Source organism: Buchnera sp. (in: enterobacteria), from assembly GCF_056343165.1.
Genome location: NZ_JBWHTS010000001.1, coordinates 44,641 through 70,593, shown reverse-complemented (window position 1 = coordinate 70,593; position 25,953 = coordinate 44,641). Strand labels below are relative to the sequence as shown.

24 protein-coding genes and 3 tRNA genes are annotated in these 25,953 nt (G+C 24.5%); 18 read left to right on the top strand and 9 right to left on the bottom strand.

What is annotated here, in order from left to right:
* The first annotated feature begins 182 nt into the window (after positions 1-182).
* Entirely contained in the window at positions 183-401 is a 219-nt protein-coding gene (gene rpmE / locus ACTP5B_RS00435; protein ID WP_464829043.1) for a 50S ribosomal protein L31, read from the top strand.
* 106 nt (positions 402-507) lie between these two features.
* Here the strand turns inward: rpmE and ACTP5B_RS00430 are convergent, their stop codons facing one another.
* From ACTP5B_RS00430 to orn, 3 genes are all read right to left on the bottom strand, one after another.
* A complete protein-coding gene (locus ACTP5B_RS00430) occupies positions 508-1,218 on the bottom strand; it encodes an N-acetylmuramoyl-L-alanine amidase (RefSeq protein ID WP_464829403.1) in 711 nt (236 codons plus the stop codon).
* A gap of 368 nt (positions 1,219-1,586) precedes the next feature.
* A tRNA-Gly gene (locus ACTP5B_RS00425) sits at positions 1,587-1,662 on the bottom strand.
* 89 nt (positions 1,663-1,751) lie between these two features.
* Positions 1,752-2,300: an oligoribonuclease gene (gene orn / locus ACTP5B_RS00420; protein WP_464829041.1), complete on the bottom strand. Its 549-nt coding sequence runs from the start codon at positions 2,298-2,300 to the stop codon at positions 1,752-1,754.
* A 319-nt stretch (positions 2,301-2,619) separates the two neighbouring features.
* On the opposite strand from orn, the gene pgi reads away from it, so the two are divergent.
* The 14 genes from pgi (at position 2,620) to dut (ending at position 18,765) form a co-directional block, all read left to right on the top strand.
* Positions 2,620-4,269: a glucose-6-phosphate isomerase gene (gene pgi, locus ACTP5B_RS00415; RefSeq protein ID WP_464829040.1), complete on the top strand. Its 1,650-nt coding sequence runs from the start codon at positions 2,620-2,622 to the stop codon at positions 4,267-4,269.
* A gap of 87 nt (positions 4,270-4,356) precedes the next feature.
* Positions 4,357-6,255 (top strand): PTS mannitol transporter subunit IICBA, encoded by a 1,899-nt coding sequence (locus ACTP5B_RS00410; protein WP_464829039.1) that lies wholly within the window; start codon positions 4,357-4,359, stop codon positions 6,253-6,255.
* 40 nt (positions 6,256-6,295) lie between these two features.
* A complete protein-coding gene (locus ACTP5B_RS00405) occupies positions 6,296-7,447 on the top strand; it encodes a mannitol-1-phosphate 5-dehydrogenase (RefSeq protein ID WP_464829037.1) in 1,152 nt (383 codons plus the stop codon).
* Between the two features lie 29 nt (positions 7,448-7,476).
* Positions 7,477-9,228 carry a DNA mismatch repair endonuclease MutL gene (mutL, locus tag ACTP5B_RS00400; RefSeq protein ID WP_464829036.1) on the top strand — a complete coding sequence of 584 codons (1,752 nt, stop codon included), beginning with the start codon at positions 7,477-7,479 and terminating at the stop codon, positions 9,226-9,228.
* 37 nt (positions 9,229-9,265) lie between these two features.
* Complete coding sequence (gene miaA, locus ACTP5B_RS00395; RefSeq protein WP_464829034.1) at positions 9,266-10,198, top strand: tRNA (adenosine(37)-N6)-dimethylallyltransferase MiaA; 933 nt, start codon at positions 9,266-9,268, stop codon at positions 10,196-10,198.
* Between the two features lie 124 nt (positions 10,199-10,322).
* Positions 10,323-11,537, top strand: coding sequence for an FtsH protease activity modulator HflK (gene hflK / locus ACTP5B_RS00390; RefSeq protein ID WP_464829032.1), 1,215 nt, complete (start codon positions 10,323-10,325; stop codon positions 11,535-11,537).
* 2 nt (positions 11,538-11,539) lie between these two features.
* Positions 11,540-12,472 (top strand): protease modulator HflC, encoded by a 933-nt coding sequence (gene hflC / locus ACTP5B_RS00385; RefSeq protein ID WP_464829031.1) that lies wholly within the window; start codon positions 11,540-11,542, stop codon positions 12,470-12,472.
* 50 nt (positions 12,473-12,522) lie between these two features.
* Positions 12,523-13,821, top strand: coding sequence for an adenylosuccinate synthase (locus ACTP5B_RS00380; protein ID WP_464829029.1), 1,299 nt, complete (start codon positions 12,523-12,525; stop codon positions 13,819-13,821).
* 132 nt (positions 13,822-13,953) lie between these two features.
* Entirely contained in the window at positions 13,954-16,149 is a 2,196-nt protein-coding gene (gene rnr / locus ACTP5B_RS00375; RefSeq protein ID WP_464829027.1) for a ribonuclease R, read from the top strand.
* A 146-nt stretch (positions 16,150-16,295) separates the two neighbouring features.
* Positions 16,296-16,637 (top strand): 30S ribosomal protein S6, encoded by a 342-nt coding sequence (gene rpsF / locus ACTP5B_RS00370; RefSeq protein ID WP_464829025.1) that lies wholly within the window; start codon positions 16,296-16,298, stop codon positions 16,635-16,637.
* Positions 16,638-16,749: 112 nt separating this feature from the next.
* Positions 16,750-16,977 (top strand): 30S ribosomal protein S18, encoded by a 228-nt coding sequence (gene rpsR, locus ACTP5B_RS00365; RefSeq protein ID WP_464829024.1) that lies wholly within the window; start codon positions 16,750-16,752, stop codon positions 16,975-16,977.
* Positions 16,978-17,021: 44 nt separating this feature from the next.
* On the top strand, positions 17,022-17,474 hold the full coding sequence (rplI, locus tag ACTP5B_RS00360; protein WP_464829022.1) for a 50S ribosomal protein L9: 453 nt from the start codon (positions 17,022-17,024) through the stop codon (positions 17,472-17,474).
* 43 nt (positions 17,475-17,517) lie between these two features.
* Positions 17,518-18,267 carry a 3'(2'),5'-bisphosphate nucleotidase CysQ gene (cysQ, locus tag ACTP5B_RS00355; RefSeq protein ID WP_464829020.1) on the top strand — a complete coding sequence of 250 codons (750 nt, stop codon included), beginning with the start codon at positions 17,518-17,520 and terminating at the stop codon, positions 18,265-18,267.
* Positions 18,268-18,309: 42 nt separating this feature from the next.
* A complete protein-coding gene (gene dut, locus ACTP5B_RS00350; protein ID WP_464829018.1) occupies positions 18,310-18,765 on the top strand; it encodes a dUTP diphosphatase in 456 nt (151 codons plus the stop codon).
* 10 nt (positions 18,766-18,775) lie between these two features.
* Here dut and pyrE read toward each other — a convergent pair whose 3' ends face one another.
* A complete protein-coding gene (gene pyrE / locus ACTP5B_RS00345; protein ID WP_464829016.1) occupies positions 18,776-19,417 on the bottom strand; it encodes an orotate phosphoribosyltransferase in 642 nt (213 codons plus the stop codon).
* Between the two features lie 139 nt (positions 19,418-19,556).
* A tRNA-Ile gene (locus ACTP5B_RS00340) sits at positions 19,557-19,629 on the bottom strand.
* Positions 19,630-19,760: 131 nt separating this feature from the next.
* Here ACTP5B_RS00340 and ACTP5B_RS00335 point away from each other — a divergent pair.
* Together ACTP5B_RS00335 and sbcB are read left to right on the top strand one after the other, a co-directional pair.
* A tRNA-Asn gene (locus ACTP5B_RS00335) sits at positions 19,761-19,833 on the top strand.
* Positions 19,834-20,239: 406 nt separating this feature from the next.
* On the top strand, positions 20,240-21,679 hold the full coding sequence (gene sbcB / locus ACTP5B_RS00330) for an exodeoxyribonuclease I (RefSeq protein WP_464829015.1): 1,440 nt from the start codon (positions 20,240-20,242) through the stop codon (positions 21,677-21,679).
* Here the strand turns inward: sbcB and murI are convergent.
* From murI to mutY, 3 genes are all read right to left on the bottom strand, one after another.
* Positions 21,672-22,460, bottom strand: a complete 789-nt coding sequence (gene murI, locus ACTP5B_RS00325) for a glutamate racemase (RefSeq protein ID WP_464829013.1) — start codon at positions 22,458-22,460, stop codon at positions 21,672-21,674. The genes sbcB and murI overlap by 8 nt on opposite strands.
* 67 nt (positions 22,461-22,527) lie before the next feature.
* A complete protein-coding gene (locus ACTP5B_RS00320) occupies positions 22,528-22,761 on the bottom strand; it encodes an oxidative damage protection protein (protein WP_464829011.1) in 234 nt (77 codons plus the stop codon).
* Positions 22,762-22,780: 19 nt separating this feature from the next.
* Positions 22,781-23,833, bottom strand: coding sequence for an A/G-specific adenine glycosylase (gene mutY / locus ACTP5B_RS00315; protein WP_464829009.1), 1,053 nt, complete (start codon positions 23,831-23,833; stop codon positions 22,781-22,783).
* A gap of 114 nt (positions 23,834-23,947) precedes the next feature.
* Between mutY and trmB the strand changes: the two genes are divergently transcribed.
* A complete protein-coding gene (gene trmB / locus ACTP5B_RS00310; protein WP_464829007.1) occupies positions 23,948-24,667 on the top strand; it encodes a tRNA (guanosine(46)-N7)-methyltransferase TrmB in 720 nt (239 codons plus the stop codon).
* Between the two features lie 10 nt (positions 24,668-24,677).
* Here trmB and hemW read toward each other — a convergent pair whose 3' ends face one another.
* Positions 24,678-25,808 (bottom strand): radical SAM family heme chaperone HemW, encoded by a 1,131-nt coding sequence (gene hemW / locus ACTP5B_RS00305; RefSeq protein ID WP_464829005.1) that lies wholly within the window; start codon positions 25,806-25,808, stop codon positions 24,678-24,680.
* Positions 25,809-25,953: the final 145 nt, after the last annotated feature.

The following is a 25,953-nucleotide window of genomic DNA, read 5'->3' as shown; positions in this document are numbered from 1 at the left end:
TATATATGAACTTATTTTTTTTTTTTTCTTATTAAAATAAATAGGATTAATTTTTTTTTTATTATTATACATATATTTTTACGTATTATTTTACGAATAAAATTGATAATTTTTTAGTATTAATATATTAATACCGGTATAATAAATGTAGATGTTTAAATTTTATTTAGGAATATTTTATTATGAAAAAAAAAATCCATCCTCATTATTCTAAGATAACAGCTACTTGTTCTTGTGGGAACATAATTGAAGTTTTTTCTACTATTAATCATGATCTAAATTTAGATATATGTGCAAAATGTCATCCATTCTATACAGGGAAACAAAGAGTTATTGATACTGGAGGCCGTGTTGAAAGATTTAAAAAACGATTTAAATTTACGAAGAAAGAATTTAATTAAAATGATTTTTTCTTTTTATAATTAATATTTTTAAGATTTAATCATCTAAATTTAAAATTTAAGATGTTTGAATCTTAAAGCTAGAATTTTTAAAACATATTTTCTTTTAAAATTCAGAGGAATTATTAAAATAATTCTTAAGAGCTACATAAATAGCATTAGCGATTTTGTTTTGATAATCAGCAGTTCTTAATTTTTTTTCTTCTGAAAAATTTGTAATAAAACCAGTTTCTATTAATATGGAAGGTGTGTTAATAGAGCTCAGTATACTAAAACTAGCATAATTTGGATATGTTTTATTTAATTTTGTATTTTTTTTCAGTTGTTCTAGTATTTTTTTGCATAAGTTTAATTCTATTTTTTGAAAATCATTAGATTGCAAATCTAAAATAGTTTTTTTTAAAAAAAAATCATTTTTATTTTCATTTAAAATACTTTCAATTTTTTTAGAAAAAATTATAGTTGATTGTTTTTTCAAGTAATCATTAATTTCACGATTCATTCTATTTTTTGATATTATCCATACTGATGCTCCCGATACATATTGTTTTTTAGAAGAATTAGCATGAATAGAAATTAATAAATTTGCATGTTTTGTTTTAAGAAATTGTTTTCTTTTTTTTAATGAAAGATAAGAATCATTTTTACGAGTTAAAATTGTATGAAACATGCTATCGTTATTTAATAATTTTTTTAGTCGAAGTGCTATTTCAATATTTACTTTTTTTTCTTGTAATCCTTTAAATCCAATTGCTCCAGGATCATGTCCGCCATGTCCTGCATCTATTATTAATGTGATTTTTTTTAATGAATTAATATTATTAATAGACGGATTTTTTTTTATATAAAAATCAATTTTTTTAAAAACTTGATTTTTTTTATATATTTTTTTATTTTGTACCAAACTAATTTTTTTAAAAAAAAATTTTGTTTTTCTTTTGAATCATTTTTTTTAAAAAAATTTTTATTTTTGTTACCAGCCCCGACTTGGCCTACTTGAAATGCACATAAAAAAAACAAAAATACTATCCATTTATAAGAAAAAATCATAAATTTTCCTTAATTTTTTTACATTCTTATATATTTTAGATTTAATTTAAAAACAATATTATCTTGTATTTTTCAAACAAAAATTTTTATGGAATCTATTTTATTATTTGAAATAATATTTTTTATATGCAAGATTGGAGCGGGAAACGAGATTTGAACTCGCGACCCCAACCTTGGCAAGGTTGTGCTCTACCAACTGAGCTATTCCCGCAATAATACGTTGAAAATTTGGTGAATAAAATGATATTTTATATAGATAAGAAATATTTTTCAAGCTTTCTTTTCTAAAAAATTATTTTTTTATTTAAATCTTAAAAATTTTTTTTTATAAAAATCTAGTTCTCTTATAGATTCACGAATATCTTCTAGTGCTCTATGATTGTTATTTTTTTTAAATTTTTTCAATATCAATGGATTCCAGCGACAAGCTAATTCTTTTAGAGTACTAACATCTATATATCTATAATGAAAATAATTTTCTAATTTTGGCATATACTGGAATAAAAATCTGCGATCTTGTGCGATACTATTACCACACATTGGAGAGGATTGAATAGGGACCCATTTTTTTAAAAATAATATAGTTTTAAGTTCTGCTTTTTTTTCATCATACACACTTTTTTGAACTCGTTTTATTAATCCATTCTTTTCATGTATTTTTGCGTTCCATTTGTCCATTAGTAAGATCTGTTCTGTTTTTTGATATATAGGAATTACTGGTCCTTCTGAAATAACATTTAAGTTGGTATCTGTAATTAATGTCGCAATTTCAATAATTCGATGTATTTTAGGATTTAATCCGGTCATTTCCAAATCTATCCAAATCAAATTTTTTTTGTTAATTTTCATGATTTTTTCTATGATGATTAAGTTGTTTTATTTTATATAACGCTTGATTTAAAAAGAGAATTATAAGAATTATTCAATTATTAATTTTATAATTTTCTTAATTATTTTTTTTATTTAAATTTTATACTATATATGTTAATTATATATAAAATATTTTAATTTTTAAAACATGTTTTTTAGTATAATAAATAATCTAAAATAAAATAATAGAATTAAATAATTATAAATTTTTAAAGTGTTAAAAAATAATCTTTTTTGTAATATAAATTTTAGTTTTTAAAAAAATTATTATACTTTTTTAAGAGAGATAAATTATTTAATGAAAAATATAAATTTTGACAATACTAAATCTTATCGAGATTTAAAAGATCATTTTAAAAAAATAAAAAACATTCACTTAAGAGATTTTTTTTTATTGGATTCAAATCGATTTAAAAAATTCTCAATTTTATTTGAAAATGAAATGTTAATTGATTTTTCAAAAAATCGTATTAATGATGAAACTTTAACATATTTACTAGATTTAGCTAAAGAAGTTAATGTAAAATCCGCTATAGAATTAATGTTTTCTGGTTCAAAAATAAATAAGACAGAAAATCGTTCTGTATTGCATATAGCATTACGTAATAGAACTAATCGTCCTATTATAGTAGATAACTGCAATGTTATGTTAGAGATTAATTTCTTACTTGAAAAAATGAAAAAATTTTCAGAAATAATCATCAATGGACAATGGAAAGGTTATACAGGAAAATCTATTTCTGATGTTGTAAATATTGGTATCGGTGGTTCTGATTTAGGACCATATATGGTTACTGAAGCACTTCGTCCATATAAAAATCATTTAAATATGCATTATGTTTCCAATATAGATTGTACGCATTTAACTGAAGTTTTAAAAAAAGTAAATCCTGAAACAACTATTTTTTTAATTGCCTCTAAAACATTTACAACAGATGAAACAATAACTAATGCATATAGTGCAAAAAAATGGTTTTTATATTATTCAAAAGATAAAAATTCTTTGGATAAGCACTTTTTTGCTTTATCAGCTAATATAAAAAATGCTTTAAAATTCGGAATTAATATTAATAATATTTTTAAATTCTGGGATTGGGTAGGTGGTCGTTTTTCATTATGGTCCTCAGCGGGATTATCTATAATATTATCTATTGGATTTGACAATTTTGAGAAATTTTTAGATGGTGCTCATGCTATGGATAATCATTTTTATAATTCTGATTACCATGAAAACATTCCAGTATTATTAGCTTTAATCAGTATTTGGTATACTAATTTTTTTAATTCTGAAACCGAAGCTATATTTCCATATGATCAATATATGCATCGTTTTGCTGCTTATTTTCAGCAATCTAATATGGAATCTAATGGAAAATCAATTAATAGGAATGGAGAAAAGATAAATTATCAGACCGGGCCTATTATTTGGGGTGAACCTGGTACTAATGGTCAGCATGCGTTTTATCAATTAATACATCAAGGAACAAAATTAATTCCTTGTGATTTTATTGCTCCAATTTTTTCACATAATAATTTAAATGATCATCATGTAAAATTAGTATCTAATTTTTTTGCTCAAACAAAAGCATTGGCTTTTGGTAAATCTAGAGATTCTCTTTTAAATGAATTAATACTATCTAATAAAAATAAAAAGGATATAAATAGAATTTTACCCTTTAAAATATGCGAAGGAAATCAACCTACTAACTCTATTTTAATTCGGAAAATCACTCCTTATAATTTAGGTTCATTAATTTCTTTGTATGAACATAAAATTTTTGTTCAAGGTTATATATTAAATATTTTTAGTTTTGATCAATGGGGTGTTGAAATAGGAAAAGAACTATCTCAAAATATTTATAATTATTTAAATACTAACGTTAAAAATGGATATTATGATTCTTCAACTGAAGGTCTTATTAATTTTTATAAATCTTTCAAGATATAAAACTATTGTTTGTTTAAAAAAATATTAAAATGAAAAAATACATTAAAAGTTTTTAAATTTTATTTTTCAAGAATATGAGTGGTTATTATGTTAATATTAATGAAATTAAAAATACAAAATTTTGGTCGTTTTTTAAGTAATATGATAATGCCTAATATAAGTATTTTTATTGCATGGGGAATGATGACTGCTTTATTCATGCCATTAGGATGGCAGCCGAATAAAACTTTAGAAAAATTAATATCACCTACTGTTTTTTATCTTTTACCTATTTTGATTGGACATACTGGAGGCAGTTTAATTGCTGGTTCCAGAGGAGGATTAGTAGGCAGTATAACTACTATAGGAGTAATTACTAGTACTAATATACCAACATTATTAGGCGGGATGATTGCAGGTCCTTTAGGCGGATGGGTTATAAAATATTTCGATCAAAAAATAGAAAACAAAATCAAAAATGGTTTTGAAATGTTAGTGAATAATTTTTCTGTTGCTATACTTGGAATTTTATTAGCGATTATTTCATTTTTTACAATTGGTCCATTTATTCAATGGATTTCTTTTTTCTTAGGAAGATTAATAAAAATTATTGTATCATACAATTTGCTGCCTTTTATTTCTATAATCATAGAACCAGCTAAAATATTTTTTTTAAATAATGCAATTAATCATGGAATTTTTTCTCCTCTGGGCATTCAAGATGTATTAAATAAAAACAATTCTATCTTTTTTTTAATTGAATCTAATCCAGGTCCGGGATTAGGTGTATTAATAGCGTGGTTTTTTTTCGGAAAAGGTGAATTGTCTAAATCTTCTGGAGGAGCAGCAATAATTCAATTTTTAGGAGGAGTTCATGAGATTTATTTTCCCTATGTTTTAATCAAACCAAAATTAATTATTTCTGTTATTTTAGGTGGTATGAGTGGTATTTTTATGCTTGTTTTGTTACATGGCGGTTTAATTTCAGCAGCATCACCAGGTTCTATTTTATCTATTTTAGCCATGACTCCTAAAGGTTTTTATGTTTCTAATATTATTGCAATTTTTTCTTCTTTTATAGTTTCCTTTATAAGTTCTTCTGTATTATTGAAATTTCAATTTCACAATATTAAAAAATATAATCAAAATATTTTTAATAAAAAAAAGAATGATTTAAATTTAAAAACATCAAAAGATCATATTAATAATATTCAATTTAGCAGTGTTAAAACTATTATTATTGCTTGTGATGCAGGAATGGGATCTAGTGCAATGGGCGCAAGTATTCTGCGTAAAAAAGTAAAAGATGCTAATTTGAATCACATTTCTGTTTTAAATATGGCAATCAATGTATTACCGAGAAATTCAGATTTAGTAATTACACATCAAAATTTAACACATCGGGCTCAAGAATATGCACCATACGCTCAGCATATATCTTTAAAAAACTTTCTTAATAATAGTTTTTATGATAATTTAGTAAAAAAATTAATAGAAAATATAACTGATTTAGAAAATAATTATATTAATTCTTCAAATACACAAAAAAAAGAAAAAATAAATAATTTATTTCAGTTGAGCGAAAAAAATATTTTTCTGAATCAATACGCAAAAAATAAAGAAGAAGCAATTAATATTGTTGGTGAAAATTTAGTAAAACAAGGTTATGTTAAACCAGATTATATTAATTCAATGTTGGAAAGAGAGAAGATGGCTTCTACTTGGTTAGGAGAATCAATAGCATTGCCACATGGAACTATTGAATCAAAAGATTCTGTATTAAAAACTGGAGTAATTTTTTGTCAATTTCCGAAAGGTGTTCATTTCGGAGAAGAAGAAAATGATATTGCTTATCTTGTTATTGGAATTGCAGCTAAAAATAATGAGCATATTATGGTTGTAAGCAATATTACTAATGCATTAGATAATGAAGATACAATAAAAAAATTATCTAGTACTACCAATGTAAAAGAAGCACTATCACTTTTAACTATTAAAAAAATTTAATCTAATATTTTTTACTTATAAAATTTTATTGGACTCATTTATGAAAGCGCTACATTTTGGAGCTGGAAATATTGGGCGTGGTTTTATTGGGAAAACATTATCAGAATCAGGTTTTAATGTTATTTTTTCTGATATCAATCAAGATATAGTTGATGCTATTAATGATAAGAAAGAATATTCTGTCAAAATAATAGGTTCTGATCAAAATAAAATTGTCAATGTTAAAAAAGTAAGTGCTATAAATTCTAACAATTCAAAAATTACAAAAATAATTGCTTCTGTTGATTTAATTACTACTGCAGTAGGTCCCGGTGCATTGAATAAAATTGCTTTAATTATCGTTACTGGAATAATATTAAAAATTAAAAATAAATCTGTCAATCCGCTCAATATTATTGCCTGTGAAAACAAAGTTAAAGCAACTTCTTTTTTAAAAAAAGAAATTCTTAAAAAATTACCTATAAAATATCATGAATATTTAAGTCAATATATTGGTTTTGTAGACTGCAGCATTGATACAATCATACCCTCTTTTGAACAAAAAAAATCTTTGTTTTTAATTGCTGAAAATTTTAAAGAATGGATTGTTAATATTACTCAATTTAAAGGGATAGTACCTAAAATAATTGATATGAAGGTAAGTGATAATTTAAACGCTTTTATAGAAAGAAAATTATTTACATTAAATACTGGACATGCTATAGCAGCTTATTTGGGTTTGATGAAAAAATATAAAACCATACAAGAAGCTATGTCAGATAAAGAAATACGAGTGATTGTAAGATCGGCTATGAAAGAAAGTGGATTAGTTTTAATAAAACGTTATAATTTTAATAAAAATAATCATTTATCTTATATCAAAAAAATTTTTTCACGTTTTGAAAATCCTTTTTTATCAGATAAACTTGAACGAATAGCAAGAAATCCATTGCAAAAATTAAGGAAAAAAGAACGTTTAATAAAACCTCTTCTAGGTGCTATCAAATATCAAACACCTTATTTAAATTTAATTAAAGGTATTGCAGCAGCAATTTATTATCAAAATCCAAATGATATAGAATCAATGAAAATTTCATCTTTGATAAAAAAACAAGGCCTAAAAAGTACTTTGATTGAGATTTGTGGTTTGCCTATAGATAGTCAAGCAATAGATTTTATTATTTCAGAATATAATTTAATTTTTTACAAATAGTGTTTTAAATAAATTTAGAGAATAAGGTAATGCCAATTCGTATATTACCATCTGATTTATCAAGTCAAATTTCCGCTGGGGAAGTTATTGAACGTCCAGCTTCTGTTATTAAAGAAATCATAGAAAATAGTATAGATGCTGGTTCAAAAAACATTGATATTTTAATTGAAAAAAGTGGTTTTCAATCTATAATACTAAGAGATGATGGTTGTGGTATTGAAAAAAAAGATTTGTTACTTGCCGTTTCTCATCATGCTACTAGCAAAATTAGTTCATTATCAGATTTGGATACACTTACTACTTTTGGATTTCGAGGAGAAGCATTAGCTAGTATCAGAGCAGTTTCAAGATTAACTTTAATCTCTTCTACTAAATTTCAAACAGTAGCTTCGAAGATATATTTAGAAGGATTTTCTAATAATTGTTTTGTTTTACAACCAATAGCACACCCGCAAGGTACTACTATTATAGTAGAGAATTTATTTTATAATATTCCGGTTCGTCTTAAATTTTTACAAAATAAAAAATTAGAATTTTTAAAAATTTGCAAAGTAGTAAAAACAATATCTTTATCTCATTTCAATATTAATTTTTCTCTTAAACATAACAATAATTTAATTATACAATATAATTCTATTAATGACAAAAAAAATGAAATTAACAGGTTAAAAGATGTATTTAATTTAGTTGATATAAATCAATTTATAAAAATAGAAGAAAAACAGAATAATATGATTTTTTTTGGATGGATATTTAATCCATATCTTATTAAAAAATCAAAAAATGTTCAATATTGTTATGTTAACAATCGATATGTTTATAATAATGTTTTTATTAATGCTGTTCGTTCTGCTTATTATAAAATATCAGGAAAAACAAATATATCATTTGTTTTATATCTCAAAATTTCACCTAACAATATTGATATTAATATTCACCCAACTAAAAATGAAATTAAATTTCATCAGCCTGATATAATTCATGCATTTATTTATGAAATTATTTTAGATAATCTAAAAAAGATCAAAAAAAAATTTTTTCTAGAACATTTTTCATGTAAAAAAACAATACGAGTAGATCAACAAAAACAATCTAATTTATATTTTTTAAATCATATTTTTTCGACATCAATGCCTTTATTTTCATTAAAACAAAATGTTTTTGAAAAAATATATGCAAAAAAAAAACACAGTAATTTAAAATCAAATAATTATTCAGAAAAATATCAATGTTCTATTGGAAAATTATTGATAATTGTGCGGAAGTATTATGGTTTGCTTTACAAGAAAGATAATTTTTCATTGATTTCTTTCCCTTTAGCTAAAGGAATATTAAGAAAACAAAAATTAAAAAAAAATATTAGAAAAAAAATTATACCTAGACACTGTTTGAGCCATATTAAAATTAATTTAACTTCTCAAGAATATTTTATTTTATTAAAAAATAAAGAAATATTGTTAAAAATTGGATTTTGTTTAATTTTTAAAAAAAAATATGTTATTTTAACTTCTATTCCTGTTTTTCTAAAAAAAAGAAATCTTTATTTAAAAATATTAGATTTTTTTTCGTTTTTATTTCTTAAAGAAAAAATTTTAATTTCAGAAATAATTCATTGGTTTTATCTTAATGTTTTTATAGAGTTAAAAAATTGGACTCGCATTGATGGAATTTTAGTGTTGTTAGAAATAGAATATTATTTTCCTTTATTGTTAGCTAATCCTCCATCAAAATTATTACAAAAAATAAATATTAATACAGCATTGTGTATTTTAAAAATATGAACTTGTATAAAAAAAAAAACCTATTGTTATTTTTTTAATGGGACCAACAGCTTGTGGAAAAAGTCAACTTGCTATTCGTCTGAGAAAATACTTGCCAGTAGAATTAATTAGTGTGGATTCTGCGCTAGTTTATCGTGGAATGGATATCGGAACGGATAAGCCGAGTTTTTTTAATTTATCTAATCATCCTCATCGTTTATTGAATATTAGGGATCCAATTGAAAATTATTCAGCAGCAGAATTTAAAAAAGATGTTTTAAAAGAAATTGATGATATTGTTAAATTAGGAAAAATACCTTTGCTTGTTGGCGGAACAATGTTTTATTATCATATATTACTGAATGGATTATCTATTTTACCATCATCTAATATAAAAATTCGTGAATTTTTATTAAAAAAAAGCAATGAAAAAAATTTTTTACATAAAAAACTAGAATCAATAGATCCCATCTCTGCTAGTCGAATTCACAAGAATGATTTTCAAAGGTTAATAAGAGCTTTAGAGGTTTTTTATCTTTGTGGAAAAAGTTTAACGGATCTAAAAAAAAATACAAAATATAAATTACCATATGATATTTTTCAATTTGCAATTATCCCTCCGAATAAAGAATGGCTAAATAAAAAAATTGAACTTCGTATTAAAAAAATGTTGATTTTGGGTTTTCAAAAAGAGGTAGAAATTCTCTTTTTAAGAGGAGATTTGCATATAAATTTACCATCTATTCGATGTATAGGGTATCGTCAAATGTGGGAATATCTTGAATATAAGCATAGTTATAAAGAAATGTTTAATAAAACAATATATGCTACAAGAAAACTTGCTAAACATCAATTAACATGGCTTAAGAAATGGAAAAATATCAATAAAATATTATATAATTCTTCTCCTGATATTTTAGTTGGAAAAGTATTAAATATTCTTCAAAAAATGTGTTTTTTTAATAGCTTTCATAATTTTTATAAAAAATAAATTTCTTCTAAAATAACAGAAGATATATTATTTTTATAACAGGTTTTTGAAATGTGACTACGAAAATATATTAGCTTAATTTTTTAAAATTTATTTTAGCAAAAACTAATAAATGAGGCATAAGATGGTTTGGAATAAACCAAATGATAATAAACCTGAATCTGATCCATGGGGGAATGAGGACAGTAATAATAAAAACTGTTCAGATAATAAACATGAAAAGAAAAATACTATATCAGATATAAAAAATTTTTTATATAGTCTCAGAAATATTATTGTTAGAAACACTAATTCTTCACATTCACCAAAAAAAATAATTCATCCCTTTTTAATAATGATGTTTATAAGTTTTTTTATTTGGTGTGCCAGTGGTTTTTATACTATTAAAGAAGCTGAAAGAGGGGTGGTCACTAGTTTCGGTAAATTTAGTCATTTAGTTCAACCCGGATTGAATTGGAGACCTGTTTTTTTTAATGAAGTCAAAGCGGTAAACGTTGAAACAGTACGTGAATTAGCCACTTCAGGTATAATGTTAACTTCAGATGAAAACGTGGTTCGTGTTGAAATGAATGTACAATATAAAATAACTAATCCTGCTGATTATCTTTTTTCTGTCTGTTATCCAGATGACAGTTTGCGTCAAGCAACAGATAGTGCGCTAAGAGGTGTAATTGGACATTCAAGTATGGATCGAGTCTTAACAGAAGGGAGAACATTAGTGAGAAGTGATACTCAAAAGGAAATTGAAGAAACAATTAAACCATATAAGATGGGTATTACAATATTAGATGTTAATTTTCAAACAGCTCGTCCTCCTGAAGAAGTGAAAGCTGCTTTTGATGATGCGATTGCAGCACGTGAAAATCGCGAACAATATGTACGTGAAGCTGAAGCTTATTCAAATGAAGTACAACCCAGAGCTCATGGTCGAGCACAAAGAATTTTAGAAGAAGCTCGAGCATATTCTTCACGTATAATATTAAAAGCTCAAGGGGAAGTTTCCCGCTTCTCTCAAATTTTACCTCAATACAAAATGGCTAAAAAAATAACTTTAAAACGTCTTTATATAGAATCTATGGAAAGATTATTAAGTAACAATAAAAAAATATTTATTGATAAAAAAAATAATTCAGCATTTTTTTTGTCTTTAGACAAATTTTTCTCTCATGTAGAATCAATCAATAAAAATATTAAAAATAATATTGAGATTAATAAAAATAATTCTAATAAGAAAGAAAAAAATATTAATTATTTTTCATCATTGTCTCCTAATAATATTTTAGAACAACGTCGTATTAATTCCATTCGAAGTGATCTTAAAAATATAGAGAGAGAATGAATATGAATAAAATCTTTATTTTTCTAACAAGTATTTTATTTCTTTTATTGTCTTCGTCTTTTTTCATTGTTAAAGAAGGAGAATGTGGTATTGTTTTACAGTTCGGAAAAGTTTTGCGTAATAATGAAAAAAAAACAGTAGTATACAATCCTGGTTTGCATTTTAAGCTGCCATTTTTAGAAACAGTTAAAATGTTAGATTCGCGAATTCATACTATGGATAATCAAGCTGATCGTTTTGTAACAAAAGAAAAAAAAGATCTGATTGTTGATTCCTATATAAAATGGCAAATTAATGATTTCAGTCGTTATTATCTTGCTACAGGTGGAGGAGATATTTTTCAAGCTGAATTGTTATTAAAAAGAAAATTTAGTGATCGATTACGTTCTGAAATAGGTCGTCTAAATGTTAGAGAAATTGTAACTGATTCGAGAGGAAGATTAACTACCGATGTTTTAAATTCATTAAATAAGGGAAGTATTAATTCAGAAAAAGCTTCTTTGATTAATGTGAATAGCATGAATGCATTAGGTATTCACGTGGTAGATGTTCGCATTAAACAAATTAATTTGCCTCTTGAAGTTTCTGATGCGATATACAATCGAATGAGAGCTGAAAGAGAAGCAGTGGCTAGAAGTCAACGTTCTCAAGGACAAGAACAAGCTGAAAAAATACGTGCAACAGCAGATTACAAAGCATCTATAATATTATCAGAAGCACAAAAAGAAGCTTTAATAATTAAAGGTAAAGGGGAAGCTGAAGTAACAAAGTTATTTGCAGAAAATTTTAGCAAAGAACCAGATTTTTATTTTTTCATTCGTAGTTTACGTGCATATGAAAACAGTTTTAAAAACAAGGGAAATATTATGTTAGTCGATTCAGATAATGAATTTTTTCAATATATGAATAAAATGATTAATATTGAACAGCGATAATTTAAAATACAACAGCGAAAATATTTAATTTTAATAGGTACAATAAATATATGAATAAAAATATTGTAATATTGGGAACACAATGGGGTGATGAAGGTAAAGGAAAGATAGTAGATTGTTTAACTTCAGATACTGCATATGTAGTAAGATATCAAGGAGGGCATAATGCAGGTCATACATTAGTTTCTAATGGGCAAAAGATTATACTTCATTTAATTCCATCTGGTTTATTACATGAAAATGTTGTTGGGATAATTGCCAATGGAGTAGTGGTTTCTCCTTTAGAATTAATAAAAGAAATAAAAATGCTGGAAAAAAATAAAATTTTTGTTAACAAACGTTTGTTTATTTCGAGTGCGTCACCTTTAATTCTACAGTATCATATTGAAATGGATGTAGCTCGTGAAAAAAAATTAGGTATTAGTGCGTTGGGTACGACAGGAAGAGGTATTGGACCAGCATATGAAGATAAAATAGCCCGACGAGCTTTACGTGTTGGGGACTTAAAAAATGAAAAAACTTTATCAATGCGTTTAGAAAAAATAGTTAGTTATTACAATCATCAATTAGTATCTTTTTATAAACAAAAACCCCTTGATTATAAGATTATTTTAAGAGATTTACTACCAACAATAGATATAATTCATGATATGATAAAAGACACGACTAATATTTTGCATGAAGCTATTAAAAATAATAAAAAAATAGTTTTTGAAGGAGCTCAAGGTAGTTTTTTAGATATTGATCATGGCACATACCCTTATGTAACCTCTTCTAATAGCACTGTTGGCGGTGTTGTTACAGGTACAGGAGTAGGTCCTAAAAATTTAGATTACATACTTGGTGTAACAAAAGCATATTCGACACGAGTGGGATATGGTCCTTTTCCTACTGAATTATTTAACAATATAGATAAACATTTTTCAAATAAAGGTAACGAATTTGGTTCAACAACTGGCAGAAAAAGACGTACTGGTTGGCTGGATGCAGTCGCTTTATCTCGTTCAGTAAATATTAACTCTTTATCTGGTCTATGTATAACAAAATTAGATGTATTAGATGGATTAAATGAAATAAAAATTTGCACAGCTTATAAAAACGTTAATAATTCAGAAATTATATCATTTCCAGACATAAATGAATGGGAAAATATAAAACCAATATATGAAACTTATCCTGGATGGACTAAAAAAACTTTGGGTATAAAAAAGCTGGAAGAATTACCTTATGAAGCACGTAATTATATAAATCGCATAGAAGAAATAACACAAGTTCCTATTGATATTATTTCTACTGGTCCCGATCGTTCTGATATTATTTTAATTAACGACATTTTCATAAAAAAATAAAATTTCTTGATATTAAAATTAATGCATAAATTTCTACTTTAGTTAAAGTCTTAATTAATTAAATAAAAATAAATAGATTAAAATTTATTAATATATAATTTTATTGTAAAATAATATACATGGAGAAGTAATATGGTAGTAGATCCCTACCAAAAAAGAGAAGCTAATAAATATAAAAACCCCATTCCGAGTCGAGAATACATCTCATTATTGCTTAGAAAATCTGAAGATCTAATAAGTCAAAAAAATTTAGAAAAAAAATTTGGCATTAATAATCAAGAAGCAAAAAAAGCATTGCGTCGCAGATTGAGAGCAATGGAACGAGACGGTCAAGTGATATATACTAAAAATCGCTGTTATATTGCTCCTGAGAGTCTTAAAGTAGTTAAAGGAAAAGTTATAGGACATAGAGATGGCTATGGTTTTCTTAGAACAGAAACACTACAAGATGATCTTTGGCTTTCATCAGAACAAATGAAATCTTGTATCCATGGGGATATTATTCTTGCTCATATTATTAATTCTCAGGGGAAAAGAAGGAGTTCAGCAAGATTTTTAAAATTATTGCAACCTAATAATATGTTGATTGTTGGCAGATATTATATTGATAATAAAATTAGATTTGTAATTCCAGATGATACTCGTTTTAATTTTAAGATTTTTATTTTTTCAACTGTTCGAGAAAAAATTTCTATAGGATCTATTGTAGTAGTAAAGTTAAAAAAACATCCCGTAAGAAACAATAAAGCAGAAGGATTAATAGTAGAAATTCTTGGAAAAGAAATGGGTACTAATTTAGCCATAGAAATAGCATTACGTACGCATTCTATCCCCTCGATATGGTCAGAAGAAATTAAAAAACAATTATATAAAATTAGCAATAAGATAAATCAATACGATTTTAAAAATCGTGCAGATTTAAGACATCTTCCTTTTTTTACTATTGATGATGAAGATGCCCGTGATTTTGATGATGCTGTTTTTTGTAAAAGAAAAGAAAATACAGAAGAAGGTTGGAATTTATGGGTAGCGATTGCAGATGTCAGTTTTTATGTTCAACCTAATACCCCTTTAGATAAAGAAGCGTTGGAAAGAGGTGCATCTATATATTTTCCTTCATCAGTCGTTCCAATGCTACCGGAAAAAATTTCTACCGATTTATGTTCTTTAAATCCTGATGTAGAACGCTTATGTTTAGTATGTGAAATGAGCTTATCAAATACAGGAAAACTTATTAGCTATCAACATTATGAAGGGGTTATATGTTCTCATGGACGATTTACATATGATGAGATTTTTAAAATTTGGAACGGTGATACCTTTTTACGATCTAAATATAAAAAATTTTTAAAAGATTTAGAAAATTTATCATTTTTGCAGAAAATATTAAATAAAGATAATATTTCTAAAAAAGGTATTTATTTTGAAAATGTAGAGCCTAAATTTATTTTAGATAGTAATTCTCGAATTAAAAATATTTGCCAAAATGTCCGCAATGATGCACATAAATTTATTGAATCTTGCATGATTTTAGCCAACATAGCTTCAGCTTATTTTGTTGAAAAGCATAATCATCCTGTTTTATTTCGTAATCATGATCGTCCTAAAAAAGAAAATATTATTAGTTTTCGTTTATTTTTAAAAGAAATAGGGCTTACATTATCAGGAGGAGATGTTCCAGGATCCGCTCATTATTCAAATTTATTAAGAAAGGTTTCTAATCGTCCTGAATATGAAATGATTCAAACAATATTATTACGTTCTATGAAACAAGCTGTATATTCTCCAGATAATCGCGGTCATTTTGGTTTGTCTTTGTCTAGTTATGTGCATTTTACTTCACCTATAAGACGCTATCCTGATCTTATCTTGCATAGAGTTATCAAACATTTATTATTACAAGATAAAAATATATCTAAAACTAATCATAATTATTGTAATTCTCATTTATATAGTATAAATGACATGAAAAAAATGGGATTGCATTGTTCGATAACAGAAAGACGTGCAGATGAGGCGAGTAGAGATGTATTTGATTGGTTAAAATGTGATTTTATGTATAAAAAAATCGGTTATATATTAAGTGGTGTTATTTCTAATGTAACTTCATTTGGTTTTTTTGTTCGTTTAAATCGATTTTTTATTGATGGATTAGTACATATAGCTTCTTTAAACGATGATTATTACTATTTTGATTCTATAGGACTTAAATTAATTGGCAAGTCTACTAAAAATACTTTTCGTCTTGGCGATTCTTTAAAAGTAAAAGTGATATCAGTTAATTTAAATGAAAGAAAAATAGAATTATCTCTATATAAAAATTATTGATTTTTATTTTTAAAAAGATGAAATAGTATTGATTTTTTAAAAAAATTAAATTAAGATAATTGTCTATAATTTTTAAAAAAGTTCCTTGTTTCCTATTTATTAAATTATATTTTAAGGAAGCTAAATAAACCAAAAGGAGCATTTTAATGCGGCATTATGAAATAATATTTATGGTACATCCCGATCAAAGTGAAAAAGTCCCCCTATTAATTGAAAAATATAAAAAAATTATTAGCAATGATAGTGGTTTTATACATCGTTTAGAAGATTGGGGTAGACGCCAATTATCTTATTCGATAAATAAACTACAAAAAGCACATTATATTTTAATGAATATAGAAGTCCTTCCTAAAACTATCACTCTTTTAGAAACAGAATTTCGTTTTAATAATATAATCCTTCGTAACATGATTATGTCTATGAAAAAATCAGTGGTTGAAATATCACCTATTCTAAAATTAAAAGATGATAAAAAAGAAAAAAAATAGTTTAATATATTAAATTGCTTAAAAAATATATTAATATAAAAAATATTAACTGATACGTTATGAAAAATTATACAAATATTTAATCATTTATAATTATTTAGGAGAAAAATAAATGGCGCGTTACTTTCGTCGTAGAAAATTTTGTCGTTTTACTGCAGAAGGTGTGGCAGAAATAGATTATAAAGATATTGCAGTTTTAAAAAATTATATTACAGAAAGTGGGAAAATTGTTCCAAGTCGAATTACTGGCACTAGAGCAAAATATCAAAGACAGTTGTCTAGAGCTATTAAAAAAGCACGTTATCTTGCTTTATTACCGTATACTGATCAACATCGTTAAGATATTTAAATTGTTATATATCATAAAAAAGAGAAAAATAAATTATGGAAGTTATTCTTCTATCTAAAATTCATAAATTAGGTAATTCAGGTGCAATTGTTAATGTTAAATCTGGTTATGCAAGAAATTTTTTAATTCCACAAGGGAAAGCCATTCCAGCTAATAAAAAAAATATTGAATCTTTTGAAGCTCAACGTATTGCATTAGAACAAGAAAATATAAGCAAATTTCTCATGGCACAGTCAAGAGCTGAAAAATTAAAAAAAATAGGTTCTATAAAAATTTGTTCTAAAGTTGGAAAAGAAGGTAAGATATTTGGTTCTGTAGGCATCAGAAATATTATCAAAGAGCTAACAGTATTAGGAATAAAAATTAATAAAAAAGAAATTCGCTTGCCTAATGGTTTACTCCGACAAATTGGTGAACATGCAGTTATCTTTCAACCACATAGTAAGATTTCTATTAATTTTATAGTTAATATAATATCAAAAAATTAATTTGATTGAAATTCTTCTAATCCTATTAAATATATTGTGTAAAATGTTAGACAAAATTTGTCAATTAGCACGTCGTGCCGGTAGTTGTATCATGAAGTTTTATAATTCTCAAGAATTTATAAATATTTCTTATAAATTAGATAAAACTCCTATAACTAATGTTGATTATACAGCTAATAATATAATTAAAAAAGGTCTTCTTTTAATTTCTCCCGAAGTACCAATTATTTCTGAAGAAGAGTCATATGATTTTAAAATTTATCGTCACTGGACGAGGTATTGGTTAATTGATCCGTTAGATGGAACTAAAGAATTTTTAAAAAAAAATGGCGAGTTTACTGTAAATATTAGTTTAATTGAAAATGGAGTTCCTGTATTGGGAGTAATATACGCTCCTTTTTTTGATGTTTTATATTCTGCGTTTGATAAATGTGCTTGGAGAGAAAATCAATTAGGTTTAAAAGAAAAAATTAATGTTTCTCAATCGAGAATACCACTATTAGTGACCAGTCGATCACATTCTGATAAAAAATTAAAAAATTACTTATTAGAAATGAAAGATTATCAATTAAAACAGTTAGGTTCTTCATTAAAATTTTGTTTAATAGCTGAAGGAACTGCTCAAATTTATCCGCGATTTGGCAATACTCATATATGGGATACTGCTGCCGGTCAAGCTATTGTTATTGCAGCCGGGGGGAAAGTAAAAACATGGACAGGTGATGATTTGAATTATTCATTGTCTTCTCGTTTTTCTTTTATTAATTCTGGTTTTTATGCATCTGCATTTTAAATTTTATTTAATAAGCATTTTTGATAAGGTTATACTTTTATTATGAACAATATTCAAATAAAAATTTTAAATTCAGATTTAAAAAAAAATTTTTCTTTACCTTCATATGCGACTTTAGGATCATCCGGTCTAGATCTTAGAGCGTGTTTAGAAAAAAAAATTACATTAAAGTCTCAAGAAACTATTTTAATACCAACCGGTATGGCTATATATATTGCAAATCCTAATATTACGGCCTTTATTTTACCTAGATCTGGGTTAGGTCATAAAAAAGGTATTGTATTAGGTAATTTAGTTGGTTTGATTGATTCTGATTATCAAGGTGAATTAATGATATCGCTCTGGAATCGCAGCAATCAAGATTTTTACGTCAATTCAAATGACAGAGTAGCACAAATAGTATTTGTTCCGATTATTCGACCAGGATTTTCTGTAGTCAGTGAATTTAATAAAACTAAACGTTCAAAAAAAGGTTTTGGTCATTCTGGTATAATTTAATAAAAAATTTTTATATTCCATATTTTTCACGATATTTTATTAATTTAGGTATGTGTTTTTTTAATTTTTCATCTTCTAATAAATAAGATATTAAATCTTCAATTGTAATAATTGATATAATTTTATAACTTTTTTTATTTTTAAGATCATTAATAGTATTTAAATTTCTTTTTCCTTTCTCTTTACGATCTAAAAGAACAAATACGGAAGAAATTTTTGCTTCTTGTTTTTCGAGGATGTCAATAGAATTATGTATTGCTGTTCCTGATGTTACTACATCATCTAAAATAACAATTCTTTTTTTACGTATCTCTCCACCAATTAAGTCTCCTTTTTCTCCGTGTTGTTTTTGTTCTTTTCTATCAAAAGCATACGGCACGTTTAAATTATAATAATTTTTCAATGCTATAGAAGTGGCGACAACTATAGGAATACCTTTGTATGCAGGACCAAATAAAACATCAAATTTCATTTTTGAATCTACTATAGAACGAGCATAAAACAAACCAATTTTAATAATATCTATTCCTGTAGAAAGTAATCCTGAATTAAAAAAATAAGGACTAGTTCGTCCTGATTTTAATTCAAAAGTACCAAATTTTAATGCTTTTTTTTTAAAAGAGAAGTCAATAAATTCTTTTTTCCAGTCCATAAAAATTACATCCTAATTAATCGTAAAAATTTATAATAGCATTTACATATTAATAATTTTAATTAAAATTAATATTAAAAATTAGCATGATTTTATTTTTATTAGATAATATATGAGAAGTTAATTTTATTTTTATTGATGGCCCTTGCTGGATTTGAACCAGCGACCAAGCGATTATGAGTCGCCTGCTCTTACCACTGAGCTAAAGGGCCATATCTTTACTCTCTTACTATAAAACAATTTTTTCTAATAATCTATAAATCTTTTAAAAATTTTATATTTTTTTAATATTTTTTTATATATATTTGACACGTATAAAAAATTTTGATATATATATTAATATTCCTCTGTAGTTCAGTTGGTAGAACGGCGGACTGTTAATCCGTATGTCACTGGTTCGAATCCAGTCAGAGGAGAAAAATTTTTTAATTTAATTCATAAAAATTTTAAATTCTTTTAAAAAATTTATTTTTTCTTTTTATTATTCTATTCTGTACTTTTAACAACATAGTCATCGATTCAATTTTTATAATCAATTTTTTTCATCATTTAAATTATTTTTTAATTTCCTCGTTTAATATCTGATTGAACATTTAATATTATTGTTTAAAAGTAATATTCTTTTTTTTATCTCTTATTTTTTTAATATCGCCTATTTTTTCTTGATTTTATTTTTATTTTTTTAAATTTATGTACAAATTTTAATAGATTTTTAAATAATTTTTTTAGTATCTACTATGTTAAAAATCTTTTTTGTTTTTATTAATTGAATTAATTTTGGGAATTTAATAATTTATTAAATTATTTAATTAAAATTTTAAAATGATACAATGCAAAAAAAATGAACCTACCTTTTTGTTTTATGATTATGAAACTTTTGGAGTACATCCATCTTTAGATAAACCTGCTCAATTTGCATGTATTAGAACAGATATAAACCTTAATATAATAAAAGATAGTCCACAGTATTTTTACTGTTTTCCATCAGATGATTATTTGCCTGATCCTCATTCTGTTTTAATTACTAATATTACTCCTCAATATACAAAAAAAAATGGAACCAATGAATATAATTTTGCTAAAAAAATATATAATATTTTGTTAGAGTCTAATACTTGTGTTGTTGGTTATAATAATATTCATTTTGACGATGAAATTACTAGAAATATATTTTATAGAAATTTCTTTGATCCTTATGAATGGAGCTGGAAAAATGGTAATTCCCGTTGGGATATTTTAAGTTTGTTACGAGCATGTTACGCATTAAGACCTCATGGTATAAAATGGCCTAAAAATAAATTAGGTCTTACAAGCTTCAAACTATCAGATTTAACTAAGATAAATCATATTTTGCATTTAAACGCTCATGATGCCATTTCAGATGTATATGCAACTATTGAAATAGCAAAACTTATTAAAAAAAAAGAGCCTAAGCTTTTTGATTTTTTTTTCAAAATACGAAGAAAGAATGATTTATATAAATTAGTTTTTTTGAAAAAATTCAAACCAATTATTTATATTTCTAGTTATTTTGGTGCAGCTCAAAATAATATGAGTTTTATACTTCCTATAATTATAGATAAAGATAATAATATATTAATTGCTATTGATTTATTAAAAGATATTGAAAAATTAATAAATTTTTGTCAAAAAACGTATTTTGATGATATTTTTATTAAAAATTTATTTCGTTTTGGTGTGGTATTATTGCATTTAAATCGTTGTCCTACGCTGGCTCCGATTGGAACAGTACGCAAAGAAGATTATAATCGTTTAAATTTTGATATATTTTTATTTGATAAAAATATTGATTTAATAAAAAAAAATGATTCTTTTGTTGAAAAGATGAAAATTGTTTTTTCAAAAAAAAAGAACTTTAATAGATCTTTTAATGTTGATTTAGAAATATATAACGCTTTCTTTAATTCACATGATAAAAAAATTATGAACATCATCAGAAAAACTAAACCAATTTTTTTAAAAAAAATTAATTTTAATTTTCATGATTTTCGTTTAAAGAGATTACTTTTCCGCTATCGTGCGCGCAATTTTTTTCATACACTAGATAAAAATGAAAAAAAAATGTGGTTAATACATTGCATGAATGTTTTTAATCCATTATCTTTAAAAGAATATCGCAGTAAAATTTATCATCTATTAAAAAAATATTCTAATAATTTAGAAAAAGTAATTTTATTGAAACAATTGTTAGATTATGTTTTTAAAAAATATAAAAAATTATTATTTGAAGATATTAATTAATATTAATATGTCTTGTTGTTTTAAATTTATATTTTTTTAAAAAAAATAACAATTTTTTTAAATTATTGTCGTTTTTTGAATATAAAAAAATATTTTTTTTTATATTCTGATCAATTCCTGATTGATTAAAATAATTTTGAATTTGATATGTGATCGTATTTATTGAGTCAACAAAATAAATCGATGGTTTTGCATATAAGACTTTTTTTATTTCTTCTTTTAAAAATGGAAAATGTGTACATCCTAATATGATAGTATCAGGGTATATTGAAAGATTCATCCATGGCTTAAAAATATTTTTTAATTTTACTTGCGAGACTGAAATACCCCGAATTTTTTTTTCAGCTATCAAGGCTAATTTATTGGTACCTATTATTTTTATATTATGAGAAGAAGAATTTTGATGTATTTTTTCTTGAGTATAAAATGAACTAATTGTTGCTTTTGTAGCTATTAAACCAATAATTTTATTTTTAGTTATTTTTTCGGCAGCTTTTATAGCAGGAAATATTCCAATAATAGGAAAATTAAATTTTTTTCTTAAAATAGATAAAGCTACAGTACTAACTGTATTACAAGCAATTACGATTATTTTAATGGGATATTTTTTTTTTATTATTTTTATTATTTTTATACTTCTTTGAATAATAAAAAATTCTGTTTTATTTCCATAAGGAAAAGCTTCATTATCTAGCATATAAATATAATGAATTTTTGGTAAAACTTTTTTTATAGTTTTTAATACAGATAACCCACCAACACCAGAATCTAATATAAGCACTGTAGGAATTTTTTTATAAAATAGGTAATGTTATTTATTTATGTGTTAGAAAAATATTTTAGATAAATTATTTTTTAAATAAAAATTCTTTCATATATTTTTCAATTTTTTTGCGATCTTCAAATTTTGACATATTAAAATTTTTTTCATTAATTAAAATAGTTTGTTGGGCAAGCCATTTCTTCCATGCTTTTTTAGAGATTGTATTATATATTTTTGCACCTAGTTCACCTGGATAAGATTGAAAATCTTGACCTTCTAATTTTTTTTTAAAAAACTCGCAAAAAATAACACGATTCATTATTTTCGTACTCCTTTCTTTAAAAAGTATCTTTTTTAAAACTTTTAAGTATTTTTTCGACTGGTTTTGGTAGTCCTATATGTTGAGGGTTTTTTAAGTTATACCAAATATTTTTTGTATTTTCTCTAAAAAATTTTGGAATATAAGATACCTTGATCAAAATTGGATGAATTTTTAAAATAAAATGACTGAAATTATGAGAGAATGATATCATGTCTTGAGATTGATTTATATTTATTTTTTTTTCTTTTAACCAATTGATAGCTATTTTCTTGTTATTAAATTTAGGGAAAAAAAATAAATTTTTCCAAATTTCTTCTTCAGTATTCTTTTTTAGAAAAAAATAATTTTTATATTTAATTATACAAAACCAAACTATTTTTTCCGGATATATTTTTTTTTCTTTTTTTAAAGGGTATTTTTCCCATTCTTGTTCTATTTTAGCAACACATTTTTTGTTTAAAGGGCAAATTTTACATTTTGGTTTTTTAGGGATACAAATAGATGAACCAATATCCATCATTCCCTGATTAAATTTTCCAGTGTTATGTATTGGCGTAATTAATTCAATTATATTCCATAATTTTTTTTCTAATTTTTTATCTTTTAAAGATCCTGCTATTCCATAGTAACGTATTAAAATTCTCTTTACATTTCCATCTAAAATAGAATAATTAAAATTTAATGATAAAGATAAAATAGCGCCTGCTGTTGATCTTCCTATTCCTGGTAATTTAATAACATCTGAAAATTTGATAGGAAATATTCCTTTGTATTGTTTTTCAATTATTTGTGCTGATTTATAAATATTTTCAGCTCTATTATAATATCCAAGACCACTCCAAAAATATAAAATATCATCTAATTTACTATTATTTAGAGATTTAATATTTGGGAAATTTAATATAAATTTTTCAAAATAAGGAATAACGGATTTTACTGTTGTTTGTTGTAACATTATTTCAGATATCCAAGTTATATACAATGTTTTATTTTTTTGCCATGGCAAATTTTTTCTACCATTTTGGTGGTACCAGTTTAAAATTAATTGTGAAAAAACATATTTTGCCATTATAATAAAACCATTTCATAAAAAATTATAGATGTGTTTTTTAAAAAATATCAATGTGCTAATATTATTTAAAAATATATTTTGATTAATTAAAAATAAAATATTAAATAAAACATGAAAAATAATATTCTAACTCCTAAATATAATTATAATGGTACTTTTTTACGTCAAATTCGTAGTTTTGTTTGTAGAAAAGGTCGTATTACTGCATTTCAATTAAATGCTATTCAAAAATATTGGTCTTTAATTGGTTTAGATTTTCAATTACGACCATTAAATTTATCATCTATATTTAATCGTCACGCTCCAGTTGTATTAGAAATTGGTTTTGGTTCCGGAGAATCCCTAATTAAAACCGCAACTAGTTTTCCTGATAAGAATTTTATAGGAATAGAAGTCTATAAATCAGGAATAGGATCTTGTTTGCATGCTGCTTATTCTTATAATATTAAGAACTTAAAAATCATTTATCATGATGCAACGGAAGTTATACATAATATGATTTCAGATCATACTTTATCGACCGTGCAAATTTTTTTCCCCGATCCTTGGAATAAAAAACGTCATCATAAAAGAAGACTTTTAAAATATAATTTTTTAGAAAAAATATCAAAAAAATTAATTATTAATGGTATATTGCATATTGCTACTGATTCAGAATCATATGCTTTTTATATATTAAATCAAATAAAAGATATTAAAAATTATGAAAACTTATCTAAAAAAAATAATTTTATTAGGCGTCCTCTCTCACGTATAATAACTAAATTCGAAAGAAAAGGATATTTGCAAGGTAATAAAATTTTTGATTTAATGTTCCAAATAAAAAAATGAGATTTTAAGTTTATTTTAAAAATATTTCTAATAGAAAATTTAAAAATTTTCTCCCTTTTTTAGTTGTATGCCAAAAATCTAGTTCATTAATTAAAAATCCTTCTTTTATTGCAGTTTGAATATTTTTTTCTATTAAACATTCATTTATATTAGTTTTTTCTCGAAAATGTTTTTTAAAAACTGGTTGATATAGTCTAAAAACATTCATAAAATATTCAAATATTTTATCTTTTTCAGATACTATTTTTATAGAATTTAAATAATTTCCATTTAAAAAATCATTTATATTTTTATTTTTAACTGTTCGAATGATTTTTCCATTTTTTTGAGTAATTTTACCGTGAGCACCACAACCTATTCCTATATAATCTCCAAAATTCCAATAATTTAAATTATGTTGACATTGATAATTATCTTTTGCATATGAAGATATTTCATATTTTTTATATCCTGAATTTTTTAATAATTGATCTCCTTCAATTAACATATTAAATATTATCTCTTCATTAGGTAATTTTATTTTTTTTGCATAAAACACAGTATTTGGTTCTATAGTTAGTTGATACCATGATATATGAGATGGATTATGTTTAATAGCAAACTGTAAATCTAATAATGCGTCTTCTATTACTTGACCCGGTAAACCATACATTAAATCTAGATTTAAATTATCACTAATTTTTTTTGATTCTATAACTGCTTTTATTGCTTCTTTTGAATCATAGGTGCGTTCTATTTTTTTTAAAAAATTTGAATTAAATGTTTGAATACCTAAAGAAAAACGATTTATACCAGAATTTTTATAATGAATAAAACGTTGATACTCTAGAGTTTTTGGATTGGCTTCTATACTGATTTCGGCATTTTTAGAAATAATATTTCTTTTTTTTATACCATGAATTAATTTTTTTATAGAATTACTTTTTAATAAAGTAGGTGTTCCGCCACCAATAAAAATAGTATTTATTTCTCTATTATCAATTAAATGTAAATCTTTTTCAAAATCTTTTAATAAATTTTCAATATATCTTTCTTCAGGAATAGTTTTTTGACTTACATACGAATAAAAATCACAATATCCACATTTTTTTAAGCACCAAGGAATATGAATATATAAACTAATAGGAGATAATTTTAACATGATAACACTTTCATCTTTTTGAATTAATTTTTAAAAAATACATTTTTTTAAAATACCGTATCTAATTTTTATTATGCTGCTTGTATCAAGTAGCGACTCTTTTATAATCAAAACTTATTACTAATGATAGGATATCTATTGATAA

Excerpts from the sequence above, each read along its gene's own strand:
- rpmE (WP_464829043.1), top strand. The coding sequence starts at position 183 with ATGAAAAAAAAAATCCATCCTCATTATTCTAAGATAACAGCTACTTGT.
- orn (WP_464829041.1), bottom strand. The coding sequence starts at position 2,300 with ATGAAAATTAACAAAAAAAATTTGATTTGGATAGATTTGGAAATGACC.
- pgi (WP_464829040.1), top strand. The coding sequence starts at position 2,620 with ATGAAAAATATAAATTTTGACAATACTAAATCTTATCGAGATTTAAAA.
- ACTP5B_RS00410 (WP_464829039.1), top strand. The coding sequence starts at position 4,357 with ATGTTAATATTAATGAAATTAAAAATACAAAATTTTGGTCGTTTTTTA.
- ACTP5B_RS00405 (WP_464829037.1), top strand. The coding sequence starts at position 6,296 with ATGAAAGCGCTACATTTTGGAGCTGGAAATATTGGGCGTGGTTTTATT.
- mutL (WP_464829036.1), top strand. The coding sequence starts at position 7,477 with ATGCCAATTCGTATATTACCATCTGATTTATCAAGTCAAATTTCCGCT.
- miaA (WP_464829034.1), top strand. The coding sequence starts at position 9,266 with ATGGGACCAACAGCTTGTGGAAAAAGTCAACTTGCTATTCGTCTGAGA.
- hflK (WP_464829032.1), top strand. The coding sequence starts at position 10,323 with ATGGTTTGGAATAAACCAAATGATAATAAACCTGAATCTGATCCATGG.
- hflC (WP_464829031.1), top strand. The coding sequence starts at position 11,540 with ATGAATAAAATCTTTATTTTTCTAACAAGTATTTTATTTCTTTTATTG.
- ACTP5B_RS00380 (WP_464829029.1), top strand. The coding sequence starts at position 12,523 with ATGAATAAAAATATTGTAATATTGGGAACACAATGGGGTGATGAAGGT.
- rnr (WP_464829027.1), top strand. The coding sequence starts at position 13,954 with ATGGTAGTAGATCCCTACCAAAAAAGAGAAGCTAATAAATATAAAAAC.
- rpsF (WP_464829025.1), top strand. The coding sequence starts at position 16,296 with ATGCGGCATTATGAAATAATATTTATGGTACATCCCGATCAAAGTGAA.
- rpsR (WP_464829024.1), top strand. The coding sequence starts at position 16,750 with ATGGCGCGTTACTTTCGTCGTAGAAAATTTTGTCGTTTTACTGCAGAA.
- rplI (WP_464829022.1), top strand. The coding sequence starts at position 17,022 with ATGGAAGTTATTCTTCTATCTAAAATTCATAAATTAGGTAATTCAGGT.
- cysQ (WP_464829020.1), top strand. The coding sequence starts at position 17,518 with ATGTTAGACAAAATTTGTCAATTAGCACGTCGTGCCGGTAGTTGTATC.
- dut (WP_464829018.1), top strand. The coding sequence starts at position 18,310 with ATGAACAATATTCAAATAAAAATTTTAAATTCAGATTTAAAAAAAAAT.
- pyrE (WP_464829016.1), bottom strand. The coding sequence starts at position 19,417 with ATGGACTGGAAAAAAGAATTTATTGACTTCTCTTTTAAAAAAAAAGCA.
- sbcB (WP_464829015.1), top strand. The coding sequence starts at position 20,240 with ATGATACAATGCAAAAAAAATGAACCTACCTTTTTGTTTTATGATTAT.
- ACTP5B_RS00320 (WP_464829011.1), bottom strand. The coding sequence starts at position 22,761 with ATGAATCGTGTTATTTTTTGCGAGTTTTTTAAAAAAAAATTAGAAGGT.
- mutY (WP_464829009.1), bottom strand. The coding sequence starts at position 23,833 with ATGGCAAAATATGTTTTTTCACAATTAATTTTAAACTGGTACCACCAA.
- trmB (WP_464829007.1), top strand. The coding sequence starts at position 23,948 with ATGAAAAATAATATTCTAACTCCTAAATATAATTATAATGGTACTTTT.
- hemW (WP_464829005.1), bottom strand. The coding sequence starts at position 25,808 with ATGTTAAAATTATCTCCTATTAGTTTATATATTCATATTCCTTGGTGC.